The organism is Bartonella sp. AP19HLJMH, from assembly GCF_042196245.1.
Taxonomy (GTDB): domain Bacteria; phylum Pseudomonadota; class Alphaproteobacteria; order Rhizobiales; family Rhizobiaceae; genus Bartonella.
This window is the reverse complement of record NZ_JBHIPX010000001.1, coordinates 1-18,975: the sequence shown is the minus strand read 5'-3', so window position 1 is coordinate 18,975 and position 18,975 is coordinate 1. Positions and strand designations below refer to the sequence as shown.

The 18,975-nt window shown below is 37.6% G+C and carries 13 protein-coding genes, 3 tRNA genes and 2 pseudogenes; 16 read left to right on the top strand and 2 right to left on the bottom strand.

Annotated features, from left to right (window positions below):
- The first annotated feature begins 1 nt into the window (after nt 1).
- The 7 genes and pseudogenes from ACFINR_RS00090 to ACFINR_RS00060 all read left to right on the top strand — a co-directional run bounded on the left by ACFINR_RS00090 (nt 2) and on the right by ACFINR_RS00060 (nt 8,915).
- Nucleotides 2-1,360, top strand: coding sequence for a sigma-54-dependent transcriptional regulator (locus ACFINR_RS00090; RefSeq protein WP_375611278.1), 1,359 nt, complete (start codon nt 2-4; stop codon nt 1,358-1,360).
- Between the two features lie 4 nt (nt 1,361-1,364).
- Nucleotides 1,365-2,741 (top strand): Trk system potassium transporter TrkA, encoded by a 1,377-nt coding sequence (gene trkA, locus ACFINR_RS00085; protein ID WP_375611279.1) that lies wholly within the window; start codon nt 1,365-1,367, stop codon nt 2,739-2,741.
- A gap of 10 nt (nt 2,742-2,751) precedes the next feature.
- Nucleotides 2,752-3,560: pseudogene (locus tag ACFINR_RS00080) on the top strand (hypothetical protein).
- A gap of 147 nt (nt 3,561-3,707) precedes the next feature.
- On the top strand, nt 3,708-4,340 hold the full coding sequence (clpP, locus tag ACFINR_RS00075; protein ID WP_375611281.1) for an ATP-dependent Clp endopeptidase proteolytic subunit ClpP: 633 nt from the start codon (nt 3,708-3,710) through the stop codon (nt 4,338-4,340).
- A 182-nt stretch (nt 4,341-4,522) separates the two neighbouring features.
- Nucleotides 4,523-5,797, top strand: coding sequence for an ATP-dependent Clp protease ATP-binding subunit ClpX (clpX, locus tag ACFINR_RS00070; protein ID WP_273723371.1), 1,275 nt, complete (start codon nt 4,523-4,525; stop codon nt 5,795-5,797).
- 183 nt (nt 5,798-5,980) lie between these two features.
- On the top strand, nt 5,981-8,407 hold the full coding sequence (gene lon / locus ACFINR_RS00065; RefSeq protein ID WP_375612894.1) for an endopeptidase La: 2,427 nt from the start codon (nt 5,981-5,983) through the stop codon (nt 8,405-8,407).
- A gap of 229 nt (nt 8,408-8,636) precedes the next feature.
- A complete protein-coding gene (locus ACFINR_RS00060; RefSeq protein WP_375611283.1) occupies nt 8,637-8,915 on the top strand; it encodes an HU family DNA-binding protein in 279 nt (92 codons plus the stop codon).
- A 1,056-nt stretch (nt 8,916-9,971) separates the two neighbouring features.
- Here ACFINR_RS00060 and trmFO read toward each other — a convergent pair.
- Nucleotides 9,972-11,384: a methylenetetrahydrofolate--tRNA-(uracil(54)-C(5))-methyltransferase (FADH(2)-oxidizing) TrmFO gene (gene trmFO / locus ACFINR_RS00055; protein WP_375612893.1), complete on the bottom strand. Its 1,413-nt coding sequence runs from the start codon at nt 11,382-11,384 to the stop codon at nt 9,972-9,974.
- A gap of 134 nt (nt 11,385-11,518) precedes the next feature.
- Here trmFO and ACFINR_RS00050 point away from each other — a divergent pair.
- The 6 genes from ACFINR_RS00050 to ACFINR_RS00025 all read left to right on the top strand — a co-directional run bounded on the left by ACFINR_RS00050 (nt 11,519) and on the right by ACFINR_RS00025 (nt 17,497).
- Nucleotides 11,519-11,601, top strand: a tRNA-Leu gene (locus tag ACFINR_RS00050).
- 135 nt (nt 11,602-11,736) lie between these two features.
- Nucleotides 11,737-13,164, top strand: a complete 1,428-nt coding sequence (tig, locus tag ACFINR_RS00045) for a trigger factor (RefSeq protein ID WP_375631789.1) — start codon at nt 11,737-11,739, stop codon at nt 13,162-13,164.
- 130 nt (nt 13,165-13,294) lie between these two features.
- Nucleotides 13,295-14,794 carry an Asp-tRNA(Asn)/Glu-tRNA(Gln) amidotransferase subunit GatB gene (gene gatB / locus ACFINR_RS00040; protein ID WP_375628991.1) on the top strand — a complete coding sequence of 500 codons (1,500 nt, stop codon included), beginning with the start codon at nt 13,295-13,297 and terminating at the stop codon, nt 14,792-14,794.
- A 181-nt stretch (nt 14,795-14,975) separates the two neighbouring features.
- Nucleotides 14,976-15,374 (top strand): NADH:ubiquinone oxidoreductase subunit NDUFA12, encoded by a 399-nt coding sequence (locus ACFINR_RS00035; RefSeq protein ID WP_375652267.1) that lies wholly within the window; start codon nt 14,976-14,978, stop codon nt 15,372-15,374.
- 89 nt (nt 15,375-15,463) lie between these two features.
- Entirely contained in the window at nt 15,464-15,889 is a 426-nt protein-coding gene (locus tag ACFINR_RS00030) for a DUF2155 domain-containing protein (protein WP_375613043.1), read from the top strand.
- Nucleotides 15,890-16,765: 876 nt separating this feature from the next.
- Nucleotides 16,766-17,497: a rhomboid family intramembrane serine protease gene (locus ACFINR_RS00025; protein ID WP_375652266.1), complete on the top strand. Its 732-nt coding sequence runs from the start codon at nt 16,766-16,768 to the stop codon at nt 17,495-17,497.
- Here the strand turns inward: ACFINR_RS00025 and ACFINR_RS00020 are convergent.
- Nucleotides 17,494-18,324, bottom strand: a complete 831-nt coding sequence (locus tag ACFINR_RS00020; protein WP_375612889.1) for a TrmH family RNA methyltransferase — start codon at nt 18,322-18,324, stop codon at nt 17,494-17,496. The genes ACFINR_RS00025 and ACFINR_RS00020 overlap by 4 nt on opposite strands.
- A 205-nt stretch (nt 18,325-18,529) precedes the next feature.
- Between ACFINR_RS00020 and ACFINR_RS00015 the strand changes: the two genes are divergently transcribed.
- From ACFINR_RS00015 to ACFINR_RS00005, 3 genes and pseudogenes are all read left to right on the top strand, one after another.
- Nucleotides 18,530-18,613, top strand: a tRNA-Tyr gene (locus tag ACFINR_RS00015).
- A 31-nt stretch (nt 18,614-18,644) separates the two neighbouring features.
- Nucleotides 18,645-18,718: transfer RNA gene (locus ACFINR_RS00010), tRNA-Gly, on the top strand.
- Nucleotides 18,719-18,899: 181 nt separating this feature from the next.
- A pseudogene (locus ACFINR_RS00005) lies at nt 18,900-18,975 on the top strand (elongation factor Tu); the annotation flags it as partial.

Sequence of the window (18,975 nt, the reverse complement as noted above, 5' to 3'; positions counted from 1 at the left end):
TATGGTATCAGATATCTTGATTGTTGATGATGAAGCAGATATTCGTGAGCTTGTTGCTGGTATTTTAGATGATGAAGGTTATGAAACGCGTGTTGCTTGTAACTCTGATGAAGCATTGGCTCAAATTAGTGAGCGTATTCCAAAGCTCATTTTTTTGGATATTTGGCTACAGGGTAGTCGTCTCGATGGTTTAGCACTGCTTGATGAAATTAAAACACAATATCCGGCTCTTCCGGTCGTTATGATCTCTGGTCATGGTAATATTGAGACGGCTGTTTCCGCTATAAAGCGAGGGGCATATGATTTCATTGAAAAACCTTTTAAAGCTGATAGACTTGTATTGGTTGCAGAGAGAACACTTGAAAATTCAAATTTAAAACGTGAGCTTTTAGAATTGCGAAAGCGTTCGAACGAGACATTAGAGTTGCTCGGAAAATCGACAGTTATAAAAAATTTGCGTCAAATCATAGAAAAAGTAGCACCAACCAATAGTCGCATCATGATAACAGGTCCTTCAGGGGCAGGAAAAGAGACTGTTGCACGAGCTATTCATGCGCTCTCAACGCGTTCGAATGGGCCATTTGTTACAATAAATGCTGCAACGATTACTCCGGAAAGAATGGAAATAGAGCTGTTTGGCAGCGAAATGGAGGGAAGAGAGCGTAAAATTGGTGCCTTAGAGGAAGCTCATGGCGGTATCTTATATCTTGATGAAATTGCTGACATGCCGCGTGAGACTCAAGGGAAGATTCTTCGGGTTTTAACGGGGCAAACATTTGAGAGAATTGGCGGCACAAAACGTGTTAAGGTGGATGTCCGTATCATTTCTTCGACAGCGCAAAATCTTGAAAACCTCATTTCTGATGGGCGCTTTAGGGAGGATCTTTTTCACCGTCTTTCCGTTGTTCCTATTGTTGTTCCGCCCCTTTCAGCGCGTCGTGAAGATATTCCAGAACTTGTACATCATTTTGTAAAAACAATATCACAGCAGGTTGGGATTAAACCGCGTGCAATCAGTGATGATGTGATTGCTATTTTGCAAACGCACGCTTGGCCGGGTAATGTGCGGCAATTACGTAATAATATTGAGCGTCTTCTTATTCTTGTGCGGGATGGTGATGGTCCTATAACAGCGGACTTTCTTCCCAGTGAAGTAAGTGATTCTTTGCCACGTCTTCAAATGGATTCAGATGAAAGTATAATGGATTTGCCGTTACGTGAAGCTCGAGAATTATTTGAAAAAAGATATTTAGTGGCGCAGATTGGGCGTTTGGGTGGAAATATATCACGTACTGCTGAATTTATAGGCATGGAGCGTTCAGCTTTGCACCGTAAACTTAAAGCGCTTGGAGTTTCTTAAAGCGATGCGTATTATTATTTGTGGAGCAGGACAGGTTGGTTATGGGATAGCAGAGCGTCTTGCTGCTGAAAATCACGATGTTACTGTTATTGATATTGAAACGAGATTAATTGAAAAGATTCGCGATACATTGGATGTGAGAGGTTTTGTTGGTCACGGTTCACGGCCTGAAGTTCTTTTGGCTGCAGATGCAGACAAAGCTGATATGTTGATTGCTGTCACTTTGTTTGATGAAGTTAATATGGTAGCTTGCCAAGTAGCACATTCATTATTTAATGTGCCCACAAAAATTGCTCGTATTCGCTCACAATCTTATTTAGAACCACGTTATAAGACGCTTTTTTCCAGAGAGAATATTCCCATTGATGTGGTTATTTCGCCAGAAGTTGAAGTTGGGGAAATGGTTTTGCGCCGTATTGCTTTACCTGGTGCAATAGATGTTCTTTATTTTTGTAATGATGATATTGTGGCACTAGCTTTGGAATGCATGGAAGATTGTCCCGTTATTAATACACCTTTGCGTCAATTAACAGAGCTTTTTCCAGATCTTCATACGACGGTTACTGCTATTAAACGTGGCGCGGAATTATTGGTTGCACATTCAGAAACGCAACTACGCGTTGGTGATATAACCTATCTTGTTGTTTCTCGTGAACAGATGCGTCGTGCTGTTGGGCTTTTTGGTCATAAAGAACAAGATGCCCACCGCATGATTATTGCAGGGGGTGGTCACATTGGCCTTTATGTTGCACAGGCTATTGAAAAGCGTTTTCATAAATTAAAATTGAAGATTATAGAAGCGCATAGAGAAAGAGCCCTCACAATTGCTGATCAGCTTGAAAAAACAACAGTTTTATACGGTAACGTGTTAGATCCAGTGATTCTTCAAGATGCGGGAATTGATCAGTCCGATTTAATGATTACATTGACCAATCAAGATCAGGTTAATCTCTTAAGCGCTATTATTGCTAAAAGATTGGGCTGCAAAGCCAATATGGTATTGATTAATAATGTTGCCTATCAAGAATTTAGTCGTGCTGTTGGTGTGGATGCATATCTTAATCCCCATAGCGTTACAATATCGAGAATTTTGCAACAAATGCGCCGTGGGCGTATTCGTTCTGTTCATTCAGTTTTTAATGGCCGAGCAGAAATTATTGAAGCTGAAGTGATGCAAACATCTTCATTGGTTGGTAAGTCATTATCAGAGCTCAATTTATCAGATGGTTTGAGAATTGGTGCAATTTATCGCAATAAGACAATAATACAGCTTTCGGCAGATACGCGTATTTTGTCTGGTGATAGAATAGTGATTTTTGCTCTTGCTGATAGGGTTCGTGATGTTGAACAACTCTTTCGCGTAAGTTTAGAATATTTTTGATATATTATCTATGGATATTTGTACTTTTTGGTATAGTGGACAATTAAGATTGGTGGATAGGCTTTGTTTGTCTTCAATGGTTAAAACTGGACAGCGCGTTAAGCTTTTTAGTTATGATAAAAAATAGATAATCTCCCTGCTGGTGTTGAGCTGCATGAAGCCGAATCAATTTTACCACGCTCAGCAATTTATCGCCTTGATCCCGATTTTTCTGATGATAAATTAGGGTGTACAATTGTTCAGTTCTCGGATTTTTTTCGTGTTATGCTGATGAAATATCAACAAGGTGTTTGGTTAGATACAGATGTTTACCTTGTTAAACAATTTCATCCAGATGCGGATAAGGTTTGGTTGGCAAGAGAAAATAATACAAGAGTAGGCGTTTCTGCACTTTATTTTCCGCCCAATAACCCTATTATAAAAATATTTGAGGATTATTGGGCTGGCACAGAAATTATTCCTCATTGGCTTGGGTTTAAGCGTCGTGTTTGGAGACCGTTCTGGTTAAAGAGGAAAAAAATGCCGATTTTACTGGGAAATCTTGGCGTTACAATATTTGGCAATGATGGTATTTCACGATTAGCAAAACGATATGGTTTTTTTCATGAAGCAAAGGAAAAGGAAACTTTTTATTATTGGACTGGGCGAAAAACTGAACGTATTTTTGAACCAGCTTTTGGCGTAAAGCCGCTTACAGATTCACGCTTGATAGGTTTTCATATTCACAGAAAGACAAAGACTACGAAAAGACCTCAGGAAGGAAGTTTTTACCATTGGGCGGTATCTCGCATTCCGGATGTTCATCATTTGTTTAGGTAGAGTTATTATTGCTATTTTAACTATTGAGATTTTAATCTATCTTATACAATCTCTTGATTGTAGCTTGCACAAGAGAGTAATGTTAACATATGGACAAAAACATTGAATGTGTAAAGAGCGGTTGTTATATGAACGGAAAGTAAAAATATGAGTGATCCAATGAAAACAGCATTAAGCCTTGTTCCTATGGTTATTGAACAAACAAATCGTGGTGAACGGGCCTATGATATTTTTTCCCGTCTTTTAAAGGAACGGATTATTTTTATTAATGGACCTGTTGAAGATGGTATGGCAATGCTTGTTTGTGCACAATTGCTTTTTTTGGAAGCGGAAAATCCTAAAAAAGAAATTAGTCTTTATATTAATTCTCCAGGTGGTGTCGTAACATCTGGTATGGCTATTTATGATACTATGCAGTTTATTCGCCCTCCTGTTTCTACGCTTTGCATGGGGCAAGCGGCATCTATGGGGTCTTTATTATTAACGGCTGGAGCAAAAGGTCATCGTTTTACATTGCCAAACGCACGTATTATGGTGCATCAACCATCTGGTGGTTTTCAAGGTCAAGCTTCAGATATTGAGCGACATGCGCAAGATATTATAAAGATGAAACGGCGTTTAAATGAAATTTATGTTCAACATACGAGTCAAGATTATGAGGTTATAGAGAGAACTCTCGATCGCGATCATTTTATGACAGCAGAAGAAGCCAAAGCGTTTGGCTTAGTTGATGATGTTATACAATACCGTGCAGAAACTGAAAAAGAAGAAAAAGATTAAGAATTTTTATAGAAAAAACAGCTACTTTAAATCAAGAGTTTTATAAAAAATATCGCAAAATAAGAGAAACACCTAAAAGTATTGAGACATGCATGGTTTTCTATATGTCTTTTAGTTTTCATGATGAAAGGCTTCCTTTGAAAAGGCAAAGTGTTCATATATTGTGGTGAAAGGAAAGAAAAATGAGCAAAATTAGCAATAGCGGGAACGAATCAAAAAATACTCTCTATTGCTCGTTCTGCGGCAAGAGTCAGCATGAGGTGCGTAAGCTCATTGCGGGGCCTACTGTATTTATCTGTGATGAATGTGTAGAGCTTTGCATGGATATTATTCGGGAAGAAAATAAGTCTTCTGGGGTTAAGGTGCGTGATGGTGTTCCTACGCCACAGGAAATTATAACAGTTCTTGATGACTATGTTATTGGTCAGCAGCATGCAAAGCGTGTTCTTTCTGTTGCTGTTCATAATCATTATAAACGGTTGGCGCATCAGTCTAAAAGCAATGATATTGAGTTGGCTAAATCAAATATTCTTCTTGTTGGTCCAACGGGTTGTGGTAAAACTTATCTTGCACAAACATTAGCACGTATTATTGATGTGCCTTTTACGATGGCGGATGCGACCACTTTGACTGAAGCGGGTTATGTGGGAGAAGATGTTGAAAATATTATTTTGAAGCTTCTTCAAGCAGCAGATTATAATGTTGAACGTGCGCAGCGTGGTATTGTTTATATTGATGAGGTTGATAAGATTTCTCGTAAAGCAGACAATCCTTCTATTACAAGAGATGTTTCGGGGGAAGGAGTTCAGCAAGCATTATTAAAAATTATGGAAGGAACGATTGCTTCTGTTCCTCCTCAAGGTGGACGTAAGCATCCGCAACAAGAGTTTCTTCAGGTTGACACCACAAACATCTTATTCATTTGTGGGGGAGCTTTTGCAGGTTTAGAACGGATTATTTCAGGGCGTGGTGAAAAAACTTCTATTGGTTTTTCTGCGACTGTTAAGGCTCCAGATGAGCGTTGTGTCGGTGAAATTTTTCGTGATTTAGAGCCTGAAGATCTTATTAAATTTGGTTTAATACCAGAATTTATTGGGCGGCTTCCTATAGTCGCTACCTTAGAGGATTTAGATGTTAACGCCCTCATGCAAATTTTATCCCAACCTAAAAATGCGTTAGTAAAGCAATATCAGCGTCTTTTTGAAATGGAGAATGTTGAGTTAGCATTTCATGAAGATGCTTTACGTGTTATTGCAAAGAAAGCAATTGAACGTAAAACTGGTGCTCGTGGTTTACGTTCTATTATGGAGAAGATCCTTCTTGAGACGATGTTTGAGCTACCGGCTCTTGAAGGCGTTCAAAAAGTGGTTATTTCGAGTGATGTCGTTGATGGTAAAGCGCGTCCTCTTTATATTTACTCAGAACGTGCAGAAGATAAAGAAAATGTATCAGCATGACATTGTGCGATGCACAATATAAAAGGTGGTAGTGAACGGTATTTGATAGGTGTTTCTAATAATATCATTATAATGCTTGATTTATGTATGAGTAATTACCACTTCATGTACAGTGAAGAGCTGAGATTTTCTAAAGGTGGGCTAATTGTTGTAGATAGCTCATAGGCTCCAGAAAGGAGAGTTATGCAATATATTGATGAAAAGACAGATGAAGTAAGAGATGGGGTTTATGCTGTTTTACCTCTTCGTGATATTGTTGTCTTCCCCCATATGATTGTTCCACTTTTTGTGGGCCGCGAAAAATCAATTCGTGCTCTTGAAGAAACGATGGCGGTTGATAAGCAAATACTATTGGTGACACAAAAAAATGCTTCTGATGACGATCCAAAATCAGAGGATATTTATCATATTGGTACATTTGCTAATATTCTTCAACTTTTAAAGCTTCCTGATGGTACTGTAAAGGTTTTGGTTGAAGGAACTGCACGTGCAAAAATTAGTCAATTTGCTTTAAGTGAAGGTTATCATCAGGCTTTTGCAACTGTTACAGAAGAACCTAGAGAGAGTGATGTTGAGATTGAAGCTCTTTCAAGGTCAGTGATTACTTATTTTGAAAACTATGTAAAGCTTAATAAAAAAATCTCTCCTGAAGTTGTGAATGCGATTGGCCAGCTTGATAATCCTTCTAAGCTTGCCGATACGATTGCTTCTCATTTGATGATTAAACTGGCAGAAAAACAGGAAATATTAGAGCTCTTACCTGTGCGGGCCCGTCTTGAACGTGTTTTGTCCTTCATGGAAGGAGAAATTTCTGTTTTGCAGGTTGAAAAACGTATTCGTTCGCATGTTAAACGGCAAATGGAAAAAAACCAACGAGAATATTATCTCAATGAGCAGATGAAGGCTATTCAAAAAGAGTTAGGAGCAGGTGATGATAGCCGAGATGAACTCTCTGAATTAGAAGAACGTATCAAAAATACAAAACTATCCAAGGAAGCGCAGGAAAAAGCTGGAGCAGAATTGAGAAAATTACGGAATATGTCTCCGATGTCTGCAGAAGCGACAGTTGTACGTAACTATCTTGATTGGTTATTAGCAATGCCTTGGGGTAAAAAATCTAAGATTAAAAACAATTTAGATTTTGCTGAAAAGGTCATGAATAATGAACATTTTGGTCTTGAAAAAGTTAAGGAGCGAATTATTGAATATTTGGCCGTACAAAGTCGCGCGTCAAAGATAAAAGGTCCCATTATTTGTTTGTTAGGTCCTCCAGGTGTAGGGAAAACATCATTAGCGCGCTCTATTGCAAAGGCAACGGGACGTGAGTATGTTCGTATCTCATTGGGAGGTGTCCGAGATGAAGCAGAAATTCGTGGACATCGCCGAACATATATTGGCTCGATGCCTGGGAAAATTATCCAGTCTATGAAAAAAGCAAAAAAATCTAATCCGCTTTTCTTGCTTGATGAAATTGATAAAATGGGCCAAGATTTTCGTGGTGATCCTTCATCCGCTTTATTAGAAGTTCTTGATCCTGAACAAAATGGTACATTCATTGATCACTATTTGGAAGTTGAATATGATCTTTCTGATGTCATGTTTATCACAACTGCCAATACGCTTAATATTCCAGGTCCGTTAATGGATCGTATGGAAATTATTCGTATCGCTGGTTATACTGAATGTGAGAAAATGGAAATTGTTAAACAGCATCTTTTACCAAAGGCACTAAAAGATCACTGTTTGTCTAAAAAAGAACTCAGTATTTCTGATGGAGCACTAAGGTCAATTATTCAGTTTTATACACGTGAGGCAGGCGTTCGTAACCTTGAACGTGAACTCATGAAAATTTCCCGCAAATCCGTTACAAAAATTCTCAAAACACATCAAAAATCTGTAAAAGTTACAGAAAGTAATATTCATGATTTCTTGGGTGTTAAACGTTATCATTACAATCAGATTGAAGGAGAAAATCAAGTTGGTGTTGTAACAGGTCTTGCGTGGACAGAAGTCGGTGGAGAGTTATTGACTATTGAAGGAGTTATGATGCCCGGCAAAGGGAAGATGACTGTAACTGGAAATTTACGTGATATTATGAAAGAGTCCATTTCAGCGGCAGCATCTTATGTACGTTCTCGTGCTGTTGATTTTGGTATTGAACCTCCACTTTTTGAAAAACGCGATATCCATGTTCATGTTCCAGAGGGTGCGACACCAAAAGATGGCCCATCGGCTGGGATTGCAATGGTGACAGCAATTGTTTCGGTCCTTACAGGAGTAGCTGTGCATAAAGATATTGCAATGACTGGTGAAATTACTTTACGTGGACGCGTTTTACCCATTGGTGGATTAAAAGAAAAACTCTTAGCAGCTCTTCGAGGAGGGATAAAAAAAGTACTTATTCCTGAAGAAAATGCAAAAGATTTGGTTGATATTCCTGATGATGTCAAAAATAATATGGAAATTATTCCGGTAAATCATGTGAGTGAAGTTTTGAAACACGCTTTGGTTCGTTTTCCAGACACTATTGAATGGAAAGAACCCTCTACAGGGGCTGTGCCAATCCGGTCAGAGAGCAGTGATAGTGAAGGGATACAGATTGCGCACTGATTCACTTATCTCATTTATAACGGCATTTTTTAGGTGGTAGAAGGTGTTGTTGAGGTTATTATTCTGTTTTTTGTTGGAAAAAGTGAAAAATTCCGTGAATAACTGTGATTATTGCTAAAAAAACAATGTTTTGGATAAAAATAAGACTTCTGTTTGCTGTACTTTTCAATAAACTGACCAATAACATGATTAAGTCATGTTCAGGTAATATAGGGAAAGGAAATATTTTATGAATAAAAGTGAATTCGTTAGCTCCGTTGCTGAAAAGGCAGGTGTTTCGAAAGCGCAAGCTGGTGCTGTTGTTGATGCTTTTATGGCTTCTGTAACAGAAGCTTTGGCTTCAGGGGGAGATGTTCGTCTTCCAGGTTTTGGCACTTTTGAAGTTTCTCATCGTGCTGCAACAAAGGGGCGTAATCCTTCAACTGGTGCTGAAATCGATATTCCAGCACGTTCTGTACCCAAATTTTCTGCAGGAAAAAGCCTTAAAGAAGCAGTTAATAAAAAATAATTTAAGCTACATTAAAAAAACCCGATTTATTTATAAGCGGGTTTTTTTAACACATGTGTTATGCTTGTTTTTCACATAAAACTTTGAGATCCTTGCGATATTTTTTATTTTCATGTATTGCTGAAATATATTGTTTTTAGTCTTTTCAATGAAATATTGTACTGTATTAATTGAGCGCGGGTATGGCTTATAAAATGTAATATTAACTTTTATTACGCTGAAGTGTTACGGTATTTATTTCAAAACAAGATCCGTAAATAATATGAAGCGGAAAACTCTGTAAAGTCCATAAAAGTTATTATATATCACCATTTACGCTTAATAAAAGTGCATGTTGGTGCCACCGTGCTATCTATTTTCTCAGTTCCTATAATGTTGCGACTAGCCCCAGATATCTGAGACGAGTGCATAAGGGATAGTTTTATTCTTTTACTCTTATACGCCAACCTTTCTTGTGACGCACCAAGAGGATAATTTTATTGATTTATTATAAGATCCTGAAATAAAAAAATCTTTTGATATTCAGATTTGGTTTTTAATATTGGGATTTTTCTTGGCATTTGAGAGGGGAGAGATAGCTCCAGCTCTATCCTACAAATATTTTTTCCATATCTTTGTTTCACTTGTGATATGCAAGCGAGTATTTTTCCTTCATCATACAAGAGTTAAAATGAGAGAACATCACAAATTTTGAGGGAGGAAGTTAAAAAACAGAAAAATTACTCTTATAAAATAATATACATTACGTAATATAAAAAATATTAATAAAGATAGTACAGTATTACTTGTGTATCTCCATTTATTTATTTTGATTATTCATAATATGTTTATATAATTATTTTGTTTTTAGTCATTAAATCATATTAAATTATTGATAGCGGTAAAGTTTTTTTATAGCCAAAAGTTATTTTACAGCATCTACATAATTGAATAAATGATGAAACGTAGGGTAGTATTTATTGATTGGGGGAGACAGTCTTTAAAAGGCTTTAGAATGATTTTTTCACGAGAGTTATAAAGATCTATTCAGTAGGAGAGAGGCGAATCGTGTGTTTTTTATAAACAGGAGCTCTTTGATTCTTTATTTGCTAACCACTGAGTACAATCATTGAGAGCTCTCGCTGTTATGGCTTGTTTTTTTACTAATTTTTTTTCTTTACTTGGTAAGCGTTTTCCTGAATGTTTAATAGAAGCAATAGGCGGAAAGAGTCCGAAATTGATATTCATTGGCTGAAAAGATTGTGTTTCTGCTTTTTCATCTATGATGTGTCCCCCTGTAATATGATTCAAAAGGGCTCCGAATGCTGTAGTTTGTGGGGGTAGGCAAGGGGAAATATGATGATATTCGGCAGCAGCAAAACGTCCAGCAAGAAGCCCTATTGCCGCTGATTCTACATAACCTTCACATCCGGTAATTTGCCCTGCAAAGCGTAGTTGTTTTTTTTGTTTTAAACGAAGGGTTTGATCAAGAATAATTGGCGAGTTGAGGTAGGTATTGCGGTGAAGACCACCAAGACGCGCAAACTCTGCTTTTTCAAGACCGGGAATCATTCTAAAAATGCGAATTTGTTCACCATATTTCAATTTTGTCTGAAAGCCGACCATATTATAAAGCGTTCCAAGTTTATTATCTTGGCGTAATTGAACGACAGCATAGGGTTTAACTGTAGGGTTATGGGCATTAGTTAAGCCCATAGGTTTCATAGGACCATGTCTTAACGTTTCAAGTCCGCGCTCAGCCATAATTTCAATGGGGAGGCATCCATCAAAATAGGGCGTTTTTTCAAAGTCACGAAACTCTGTTTTTTCAGCATTTTTTAACGCTTCAACGAATGTTTCATATTGTTCTTTGTTGAGGGGACAATTAAGATAATCTTTTCCTGTTCCCTCAGGACCAATTTTATCATAGCGAGACTGATACCAACAAATGTTGATATCAATACTGTCGGTATGGATAATAGGTGCAATTGCATCAAAAAAAGAAAGAGCTTTTATACCGGTTATTGCTTGTAATTTTTGAGCAAGTGCAGGCGATGTAAGGGGGCCTGTTGCAATGACAACATGTTTCCAAGCTTTAGGAATTTCTTGAACTTCTTCACGTTTGATTGTTATAAGAGGGTGGTTTTCAAGTGCTGTCGTAACGGTTTTTGAAAATCCATCACGGTCAACAGCAAGAGCACTACCTGCGGGAACTTTGTTGGCATCAGCAGCTTTCATAATTAACGATTTTGCTAATCGCATTTCAGCATGTAAAAGTCCTACGGCATTTGTTAATGAATCATCGCAACGAAACGAATTTGAACAAACCAGTTCTGCCAATTTATCGGTTTTATGGGCATCTGATTTTTTTTCGGGTCGCATTTCATGCAAAACAACAGAAATTCCTGACTGAGCGATTTGCCAGCTTGCTTCACACCCCGCAAGACCGCCACCGATGATATGAATTGGGATATCAAATGTCTTTAACATAATTGACTTTTAGCGTAAGCAGTTATGTATGAAAAGCATAGATTTTGTTTTTTTTAATATATTTGTTTGCTTTTTTTCTGTAATTAATGGTATAGAAACGCCGCTTGTATAAGGTTATTAGCTTGTAAGTTTGAGCGGATGTGGCGAAATTGGTAGACGCACCAGATTTAGGTTCTGGCGGGAGACCGTGGGGGTTCGAGTCCCTCCATCCGCACCAAAGCAATCCCTTAGGTGCTACGGATTTCTACGTGTCTGAAATTCCGCTTCATGGTAAATGTAACACTCGAAGTGTTAGAATGTAATGATTATTAGAGTGGGTTGATCCCTCTCCTTAGAAAAATGAAGGTGTTTAATGCAGGTTACCGAGACGCTTAATGAAGGACTGAAGCGCGAAATTAAGATCGTGGTTCCAGCGAAAGATTTAGAAGAAAAGTTGAATGAACGATTGGATGATACCAAGGGAAAAATCAAGCTTAATGGTTTTCGTCCCGGTAAAGTGCCTAGTGGGCATTTGCGAAAAATGTATGGTAAATCCTTTATGGCGGAGATTCTCAATGAGATACTCAGTGATGCACCCCGTTCTATTTTAGCAGACCGCAATGAACGTGCAGCGATGCAGCCAAAAATTGATATAGATGAAGATGAAAAAATTCTAGATGGCAAAGCTGATTTTACTTTTAGTTTAAAGTATGAAGTTTTACCAAAAATTGACATTAAAGATTTTGAACATATTAAGGTTATTCGTGAAATTGCAACTATTCCTGAACAGGATATTGATGATCAAGTCAATCGCGTCCTTTCTTCTACGCGTAATTATTCCCTAAAAGAGGGGAATTCTGAAGAAGGTGATCGCATTACCATAGATTATCAAGGTAAGCTTGAAGGCGTTCCATTTGAAGGTGGGACAGATAGTGATGCACAACTGATTCTTGGGTCAAAACAATTTATTCCTGGTTTTGAAGAGCAATTGGTTGGTGTGAAAGCTGGGGATGTAAAAACGATTTTTGTTAAATTTCCTGATAATTACAGTGCGGCACATTTGGCGGGACGGGAAGCGGAATTTGCCATTACTGTCAAAGCTGTCTTTAAACCAGATGAATTAAAAATTGATGATGAAGCAGCGCAAAAAGTTGGTTTAGAGTCTCTAGATCGCTTACGTGAGGTCGTTCGTGGGCAGATTGAAAGCCAATATGGTTCAGTGACACGTCAAAAAGTTAAGCGTCAAATTCTTGATGCTTTAGATGCTGATTATAATTTTGAGATTCCTGAAGAACTTTTAGAGGTTGAGTTTAACAATATATGGGCTCAGGTTAATGATGATTTGAAAAAGGCTGGGCGCAGTTTTGAAGATGAAGGTATTACAGAAGAAAAGGCACGGGAGGAATATCGTGTCCTTGCGCAGCGTCGTGTTCGTCTTGGTTTGGTGCTTTCTGAAATTGGAATGAAGGTTGGTGTTAAAGTTAGTGAGGATGAGCTAAAAGCAGCAGTTTTTGATCAGGTTCGCCAATATCCTGGACAAGAGAAAGAGATTATGGATTTTTTCCGTAAGACTCCGGAAGCTGTTGAAAATCTACGTGCTCCGATTTTTGAAGAAAAGGTCATTGATCATTTATTAGCACAGATAAAAGTCACAGATAAAGAAGTGACGGTTGAAGAGTTGATGAAAGAATATGACGAATCAGATGTCCCTGAAGAAAAGCAGGCAAAGAAAAAGTCTGAAGTGAAAGAAAAGTCTACAGAGAAAAAACCAGCTAAGAAAAAGGCTCCTAAAAAAGCTTAATATTTATGCAAACAACACAAGCCCGATAAAATCGGGCTTGTGTTGTAAGATTTATATCCTAGGATTGCACTGAGAGAATGGTTTTAGATAAGCCATGAGTGAATTTTAAAATATTGGTAGTGGATTGGCAATGAGCATCATTGATACGCGTACTCCTGATTCTAAGCGTTTTATTTCTGGAGTTACAGGTGATTGGGAAGTCATCATTGGCATGGAAGTTCATGCGCAAATCATATCAAATTCGAAACTTTTTTCAGGAGCATCAACCAAATTTGGTGCAGAGCCGAACAATCATGTATCACTTATTGATGCAGCCATGCCAGGTATGTTGCCTGTTCTTAATCAAGAATGTGTTCGTCAAGCGGTTCGAACGGGGTTAGGATTAAAGGCGCATATTAATTTAAAATCTGTTTTTGATCGCAAAAACTATTTTTATCCAGATTTACCGCAGGGGTATCAGATTTCTCAATTTCGCTATCCCATTGTAGGAGAGGGAAAGATTATTATATCTGTTGGTCCAGATTCGAATGGCCAATTTGAGGATATTGAAGTGGGAATTGAGAGGTTGCATCTTGAACAGGATGCTGGAAAATCGATGCACGATCAACATCCAACGATGTCTTTTGTAGATCTTAATCGTTCTGGTGTTGCTCTTATGGAAATTGTTTCCAAGCCTGATATGCGCTCATCAGATGAAGCCAAAGCCTATATGACAAAATTGCGTACGATTGTTCGTTATTTGGGCACTTGCGATGGCAATATGGATGAAGGTTCTATGCGTGCAGATGTCAATGTATCTGTTCGTCGTCCTGGTGAAGATTTTGGAACGCGCTGTGAAATTAAAAATGTTAATTCTATTCGCTTTATTGGTCAAGCAATTGAATATGAAGCGCGTCGTCAGATCGCAATTTTAGAAGATGGAGGCGTCATAGATCAAGAGACTCGGCTTTTTGATGCCGCTAAAGGTGAAACGCGTTCTATGCGCTCAAAGGAAGAAGCGCATGACTATCGTTATTTTCCTGACCCTGATCTTTTACCATTAGAATTTGATCAAGCATTTGTGGATGCTTTGGCAGCAGACTTACCGGAATTGCCTGACGCTATAAAAGCACGTTTTATTAAGGAAATGGGATTGACAGTGTATGATGCTTCCATTCTTGTGACAGAAAAGGCTATTGCTGATTATTTTGAAGAGGTAGCGCGTGGGCGTGATGGAAAAATAGTTGCCAATTGGGTGATTAACGACCTTTTAGGGGCTTTAAATAAAGATAATCGTGAGATTGAAGAGTCACCAGTATCGCCAAATCAATTGGGAAGCATTATTGATCTTATAAAAGAAGGAGTTATTTCTGGAAAAATTGCCAAAGATCTTTTTGAGATTATTTGGAATGAGGGGGGAGATGCACGCCAAATTGTAGAAGAACGAAATATGAAGCAGGTAACGGATACAAAGGCTATTGAAAGAGCTGTTGATGAGATCGTTGCCAATAATTCTGATAAAGTTGCGCAAGCAAAGCACAAACCTGCTTTAGCTGGTTGGTTTGTTGGACAGGTAATGAAAGTAACAGGTGGTAAGGCAAATCCCCAAGCTGTTAATGAATTGGTTAAGATGAAACTTGGCATAGATTAAATTTTATGGGGTGGAGAAGAAGCCATACATATGATATCTTCTTGAAATTAAAGGATAGCACGTTAACCTATCAATTGGAATTGTAGTTGAATTTACTAGTAACTTTTTCGATAATTTCAATCGTTAATAATTTTATTCCAACGATTAATTTCATGAGCGCACTAAATGAATGGAATAGCAGATGGCTCGTTTTTTTAAGCAAATCTTCACATGGTGGAATGGTAATACCATTGGTACGCGTTTTTTCACATGGCGCAAAGGTAAGCGGATAGGGGAAGATCAGTTTGGAAATATATATTATGAAGGAGGATTTCATAAGGATGGTTATCCGCACCGTTGGGTTATCTATAAAGACTATTCTGAGGCCTCTACTATTCCACCAGGTTGGCATGGCTGGATTCATCATCGCTGTGAGTGTCCACCAACACAAGAGGATTATCATCCTTATGAATGGGAAAAGCCTCATGTTGCAAATATGACAGGAACAAGTGAGGGCTATCGACCAAAGGGAGCTATCACCTCCAATGGAGAGCGTTCTTGTGTGCATGAAGATTATGATGCGTGGTCACCTAAAAAATAACATGTTTTAATGTGCGTGTGTATTTTTGTCTTATTTGACTCTATGTTATGAAAAGAATTATTTTTTAAGGTGCGATTGATTTTGATATGATGAGATTTTTTTTATTGTTAGGGGTGAGGCATTTTATATATATTTTTTTAATGGGAATTTTAGTGTTTTTATCCTTAAATAATGGGGTGCGGGCTGAGCGTATTAGCAATGGAATTGCTGTTTTTGCAGGTCTTGACAAAATCACGGGACGGACAACACGTTTTGAAGTTACTCTTGGTAAAATTTATCAGTACGGTGCATTACAGGTAACACCACGTGCGTGTTATACGAGCTCTAAAGATGAACCCACGCGTACAACTGGTTTTGTTGAAGTCAATGAAGTAACATTAGATAAAAAAGTACGGCGTATTTTTACGGGATGGATGTTTGCAGATAGTCCTGGTTTGAACGCTGTTGAGCATCCTATTTATGATGTGTGGTTAAAGGATTGCAAGCAGAATGCTCAAGATCTTCCTCTTCAATAATTAGTGTGTTATCTATTTATAATACATTGATTTATAATGGTCCTTTATCATTTTACAACTTAATAGCAAATTCCTATGATTACCTCATTTAATTTTTTTTATATTGAATAATCCAAACTATTCTCTTGCGCGTTACAAGTGGCGGATGTGTCAATAACACTGTCTAAAAAAGGAATAAAAAATTCCGTCATGAACTGTTTAAATTCAAAGATGCATCATTAGAATCAACATATTTTTTAAGTGTTTCATAAGAGACAGTTCTTGAATTATATCTGTTAAAGATTGAAATGAAAGGCTTGTTTATATTTGTTAAAGAGATGAATTGACGCTTTTGCATGTATGAGGGAAACAGATTATCAAGTAAGTAATTTATCATGAAACACTAATTATTATATCTAGAGAACGCTGTATTGGTATTTTTTCTCATAGAGATGTCGTTTTTCGTTCAAAGCATAGAAGCAATGCAGGCCATATTAATGGAAAAATTGAGATTTAAGATTCTTTAAAGTTTATCAATCGAAGTATAGCGTGGTTAAAAAATGCAATAATCAATATATTTCTAGTAAGAAAATAATGTTTATATATTTTTATTATACACCACCTCATAAGTGAGTTTGTCTATTCGTAAGTTCTTGTATATTGCATGGTAACTTCACATTTAAGTAAGCGGGATACCACTAAGTTTGTAAATCATATTCTTGATATCCATGCTTTTTAAAATCTTTTGTATAAAATACACGTGTTTTCATGTAGAGCTATTGAAAATTTAAAAAGGGGTTTCGAAAAGGCGTTGAGAAGATTCTGCATCACTGGGAATGGTATATTTATTTTGTATAAAGTATAACCCATTTTCTAAAAAATACGAGATTTTATACAATGAAAGTTTCTAGTCACCAACATAATGATGTTTCCCGATTGCCAAAACAACCTAAAGAACCCTTATTGAATGTTCCATTTATTATAGTTGTTTTGATAGTATTTTGTTTTTGTCTTTATTGCATTTCTCAGTATTTTTTTTCTCATCAGGTTTATGTTGAAAGCCTTGAGCTTTTTTCATTTATACCAGCATTGTTTAAGAGGGATCCTGTAGCATTTTGTTATACCATGGTGAGTTATTCATTTATGCATAGTAGTTTTAAACATGTTGCTCTTAATATGGTTTGGCTTTTGGTTTTCGGCTCTCCTTTAGCAAGGCATTTTGGTGTTTTACGTTTTTTAATTTTTTGGGTGTTAACGGCAGTTATTTCTGTTTTGACTTATTTTACATTTCATCAAGAAAGTACCATATCACTTATTGGGGCGTCAGGTGCCGTATCTGGAATGATGGGTGCTATTGCACGTTATGGTTTTCCTAGTGGTAATCTAGCTGTCAATGCGCAGAACGAAAAACTTTTAGGACCTTTATTATCTGTCAAAAAAGCTCTGTGTTCTAAGGGGGTTCTTGTTTATATGAGTGTATGGCTGACGACTGATTTGATCATAGGTATTTCTTCTATTTTGTTTGAAGAAAATGGCATCTCAATAGCATGGGAAGCTCATATTGGCGGGTTTTTTGCGGGTTTTTTGTTGGTTGGTTTTTTTGATGTTTCACAAAAAATTAAAAACTAGAATCTAAGATATTGATGTGCCACATAAAGAGCTATTGTTGCTGCATTTGAAACATTTAATGATTTAATATTTCCAGGCATGTCAAGGCGTGTTAAAGCGCAAACGGTTTCGCGTGTTTTTTTACGCAAACCTTTACCTTCTGCTCCTAAAACAAGAGCAATTTTATTCCCTGTTAATGCTGTTTCTAGAGGTTGGTCACCTTCTGAATCGAGACCAAAGCTTGTAAAACCTGTTTGATGAAGTTCTTGAAGAGCTTCAGCAAGGTTTCGTACGGTAATATAATGAATCATTTCCAGAGCTCCAGATGCCGCTTTCGCAAGAACACCGCTTTCGTGGGGAGAGTGACGGCAAGTTGTAATAAGTGCTTTAGCTTTCAATGCAACTGCAGAGCGCATAATAGCGCCAACATTATGTGGATCGGTAATTTGATCCATGACAATGACCAGATCAGTATTGGTTAGTTCCGACAGTTTGCATGGTTTGAGGGGGAGAGTTTCCAAAACAATACCTTGATGAACAGCCTCACTTCCAACAAGCGAATCAAGATATTTGGGGGTGCATAATGTAACAGAGCAAGGATAATCTGATTCGGATATATTTAATCGTTTTAAGGCATTTTGTGTAACGTAAAGACATTTTAAAATTCTTTTTGGGTTTTCTAAAGCAGCCTGAACAGAATGAATGCCATAAAGATGGATGATCTCTTGCTGTAAAGAAGCAGCTTTCTTCTTTGGGTGTGTAAAAGATCGAGAAGGAGAGCCTTTTGTATCGCGATATCGGCGACGCAAACGAGCATAATGAGAATTTTGTGATGTTTTTTCTTTCATAGCTTCTTTATAACGTGTTAATAAGAAAAATAGAGAGAAAAAATCTATGATTTAAAATTATGAGCAGGAAATTTGTACAGAATTGTATTTATTCTGTTGACAGATACAATAGTAATCGTCATAACCACTTCGCAATCAGATTGAATTGAATGGGTATTCAAGATGGTTGTCGTGATGTCTCATTGCGCGACTTTATCGGTGTAATGGAGGGGTGCCCGAGTGGTTAAAGGGGGCGGACTGTAAATCCGTTGCGTATGCTACGTTGGTTCGAATCCAACCCCCTCCACCATTCATCGAAGGAGAGTTAGTACGTGGGTCATGCGGGTATAGCTCAATGGTAGAGCAGCAGCCTTCCAAGCTGAATATGCGGGTTCGATTCCCGCTACCCGCTCCAAATGGTTGTTGATGATTGGGCAAATAGGTATGATGGAGGATATTCCATTTATAGATTTGGTGGGGTTTTCCGTCTAAGAGTTGTGGTGATTGGGCTGTTTTCAGTCTGGTCAGACTTAAGTTTTGCAGAACTGTCCCTAGGTGCTAATAAAAATAGGGAATAAAACAAGAGATTAATAGCAATGGCGAAGAGCAAGTTTGAACGAACAAAACCGCATGTTAATATTGGTACGATTGGTCACGTTGATCATGGGAAGA

Bases quoted from the DNA above. Each gene is read 5' to 3' on its own strand.
- gatB (WP_375628991.1), top strand. From the start codon at position 13,295: ATGAGCATCATTGATACGCGTACTCCTGATTCTAAGCGTTTTATTTCT.
- tig (WP_375631789.1), top strand. From the start codon at position 11,737: ATGCAGGTTACCGAGACGCTTAATGAAGGACTGAAGCGCGAAATTAAG.
- ACFINR_RS00035 (WP_375652267.1), top strand. From the start codon at position 14,976: ATGGCTCGTTTTTTTAAGCAAATCTTCACATGGTGGAATGGTAATACC.
- ACFINR_RS00090 (WP_375611278.1), top strand. From the start codon at position 2: ATGGTATCAGATATCTTGATTGTTGATGATGAAGCAGATATTCGTGAG.
- trmFO (WP_375612893.1), bottom strand. From the start codon at position 11,384: ATGTTAAAGACATTTGATATCCCAATTCATATCATCGGTGGCGGTCTT.
- ACFINR_RS00020 (WP_375612889.1), bottom strand. From the start codon at position 18,324: ATGAAAGAAAAAACATCACAAAATTCTCATTATGCTCGTTTGCGTCGC.
- ACFINR_RS00060 (WP_375611283.1), top strand. From the start codon at position 8,637: ATGAATAAAAGTGAATTCGTTAGCTCCGTTGCTGAAAAGGCAGGTGTT.
- lon (WP_375612894.1), top strand. From the start codon at position 5,981: ATGCAATATATTGATGAAAAGACAGATGAAGTAAGAGATGGGGTTTAT.
- ACFINR_RS00030 (WP_375613043.1), top strand. From the start codon at position 15,464: ATGAGATTTTTTTTATTGTTAGGGGTGAGGCATTTTATATATATTTTT.
- ACFINR_RS00025 (WP_375652266.1), top strand. From the start codon at position 16,766: ATGAAAGTTTCTAGTCACCAACATAATGATGTTTCCCGATTGCCAAAA.
- clpP (WP_375611281.1), top strand. From the start codon at position 3,708: ATGAGTGATCCAATGAAAACAGCATTAAGCCTTGTTCCTATGGTTATT.
- trkA (WP_375611279.1), top strand. From the start codon at position 1,365: ATGCGTATTATTATTTGTGGAGCAGGACAGGTTGGTTATGGGATAGCA.
- clpX (WP_273723371.1), top strand. From the start codon at position 4,523: ATGAGCAAAATTAGCAATAGCGGGAACGAATCAAAAAATACTCTCTAT.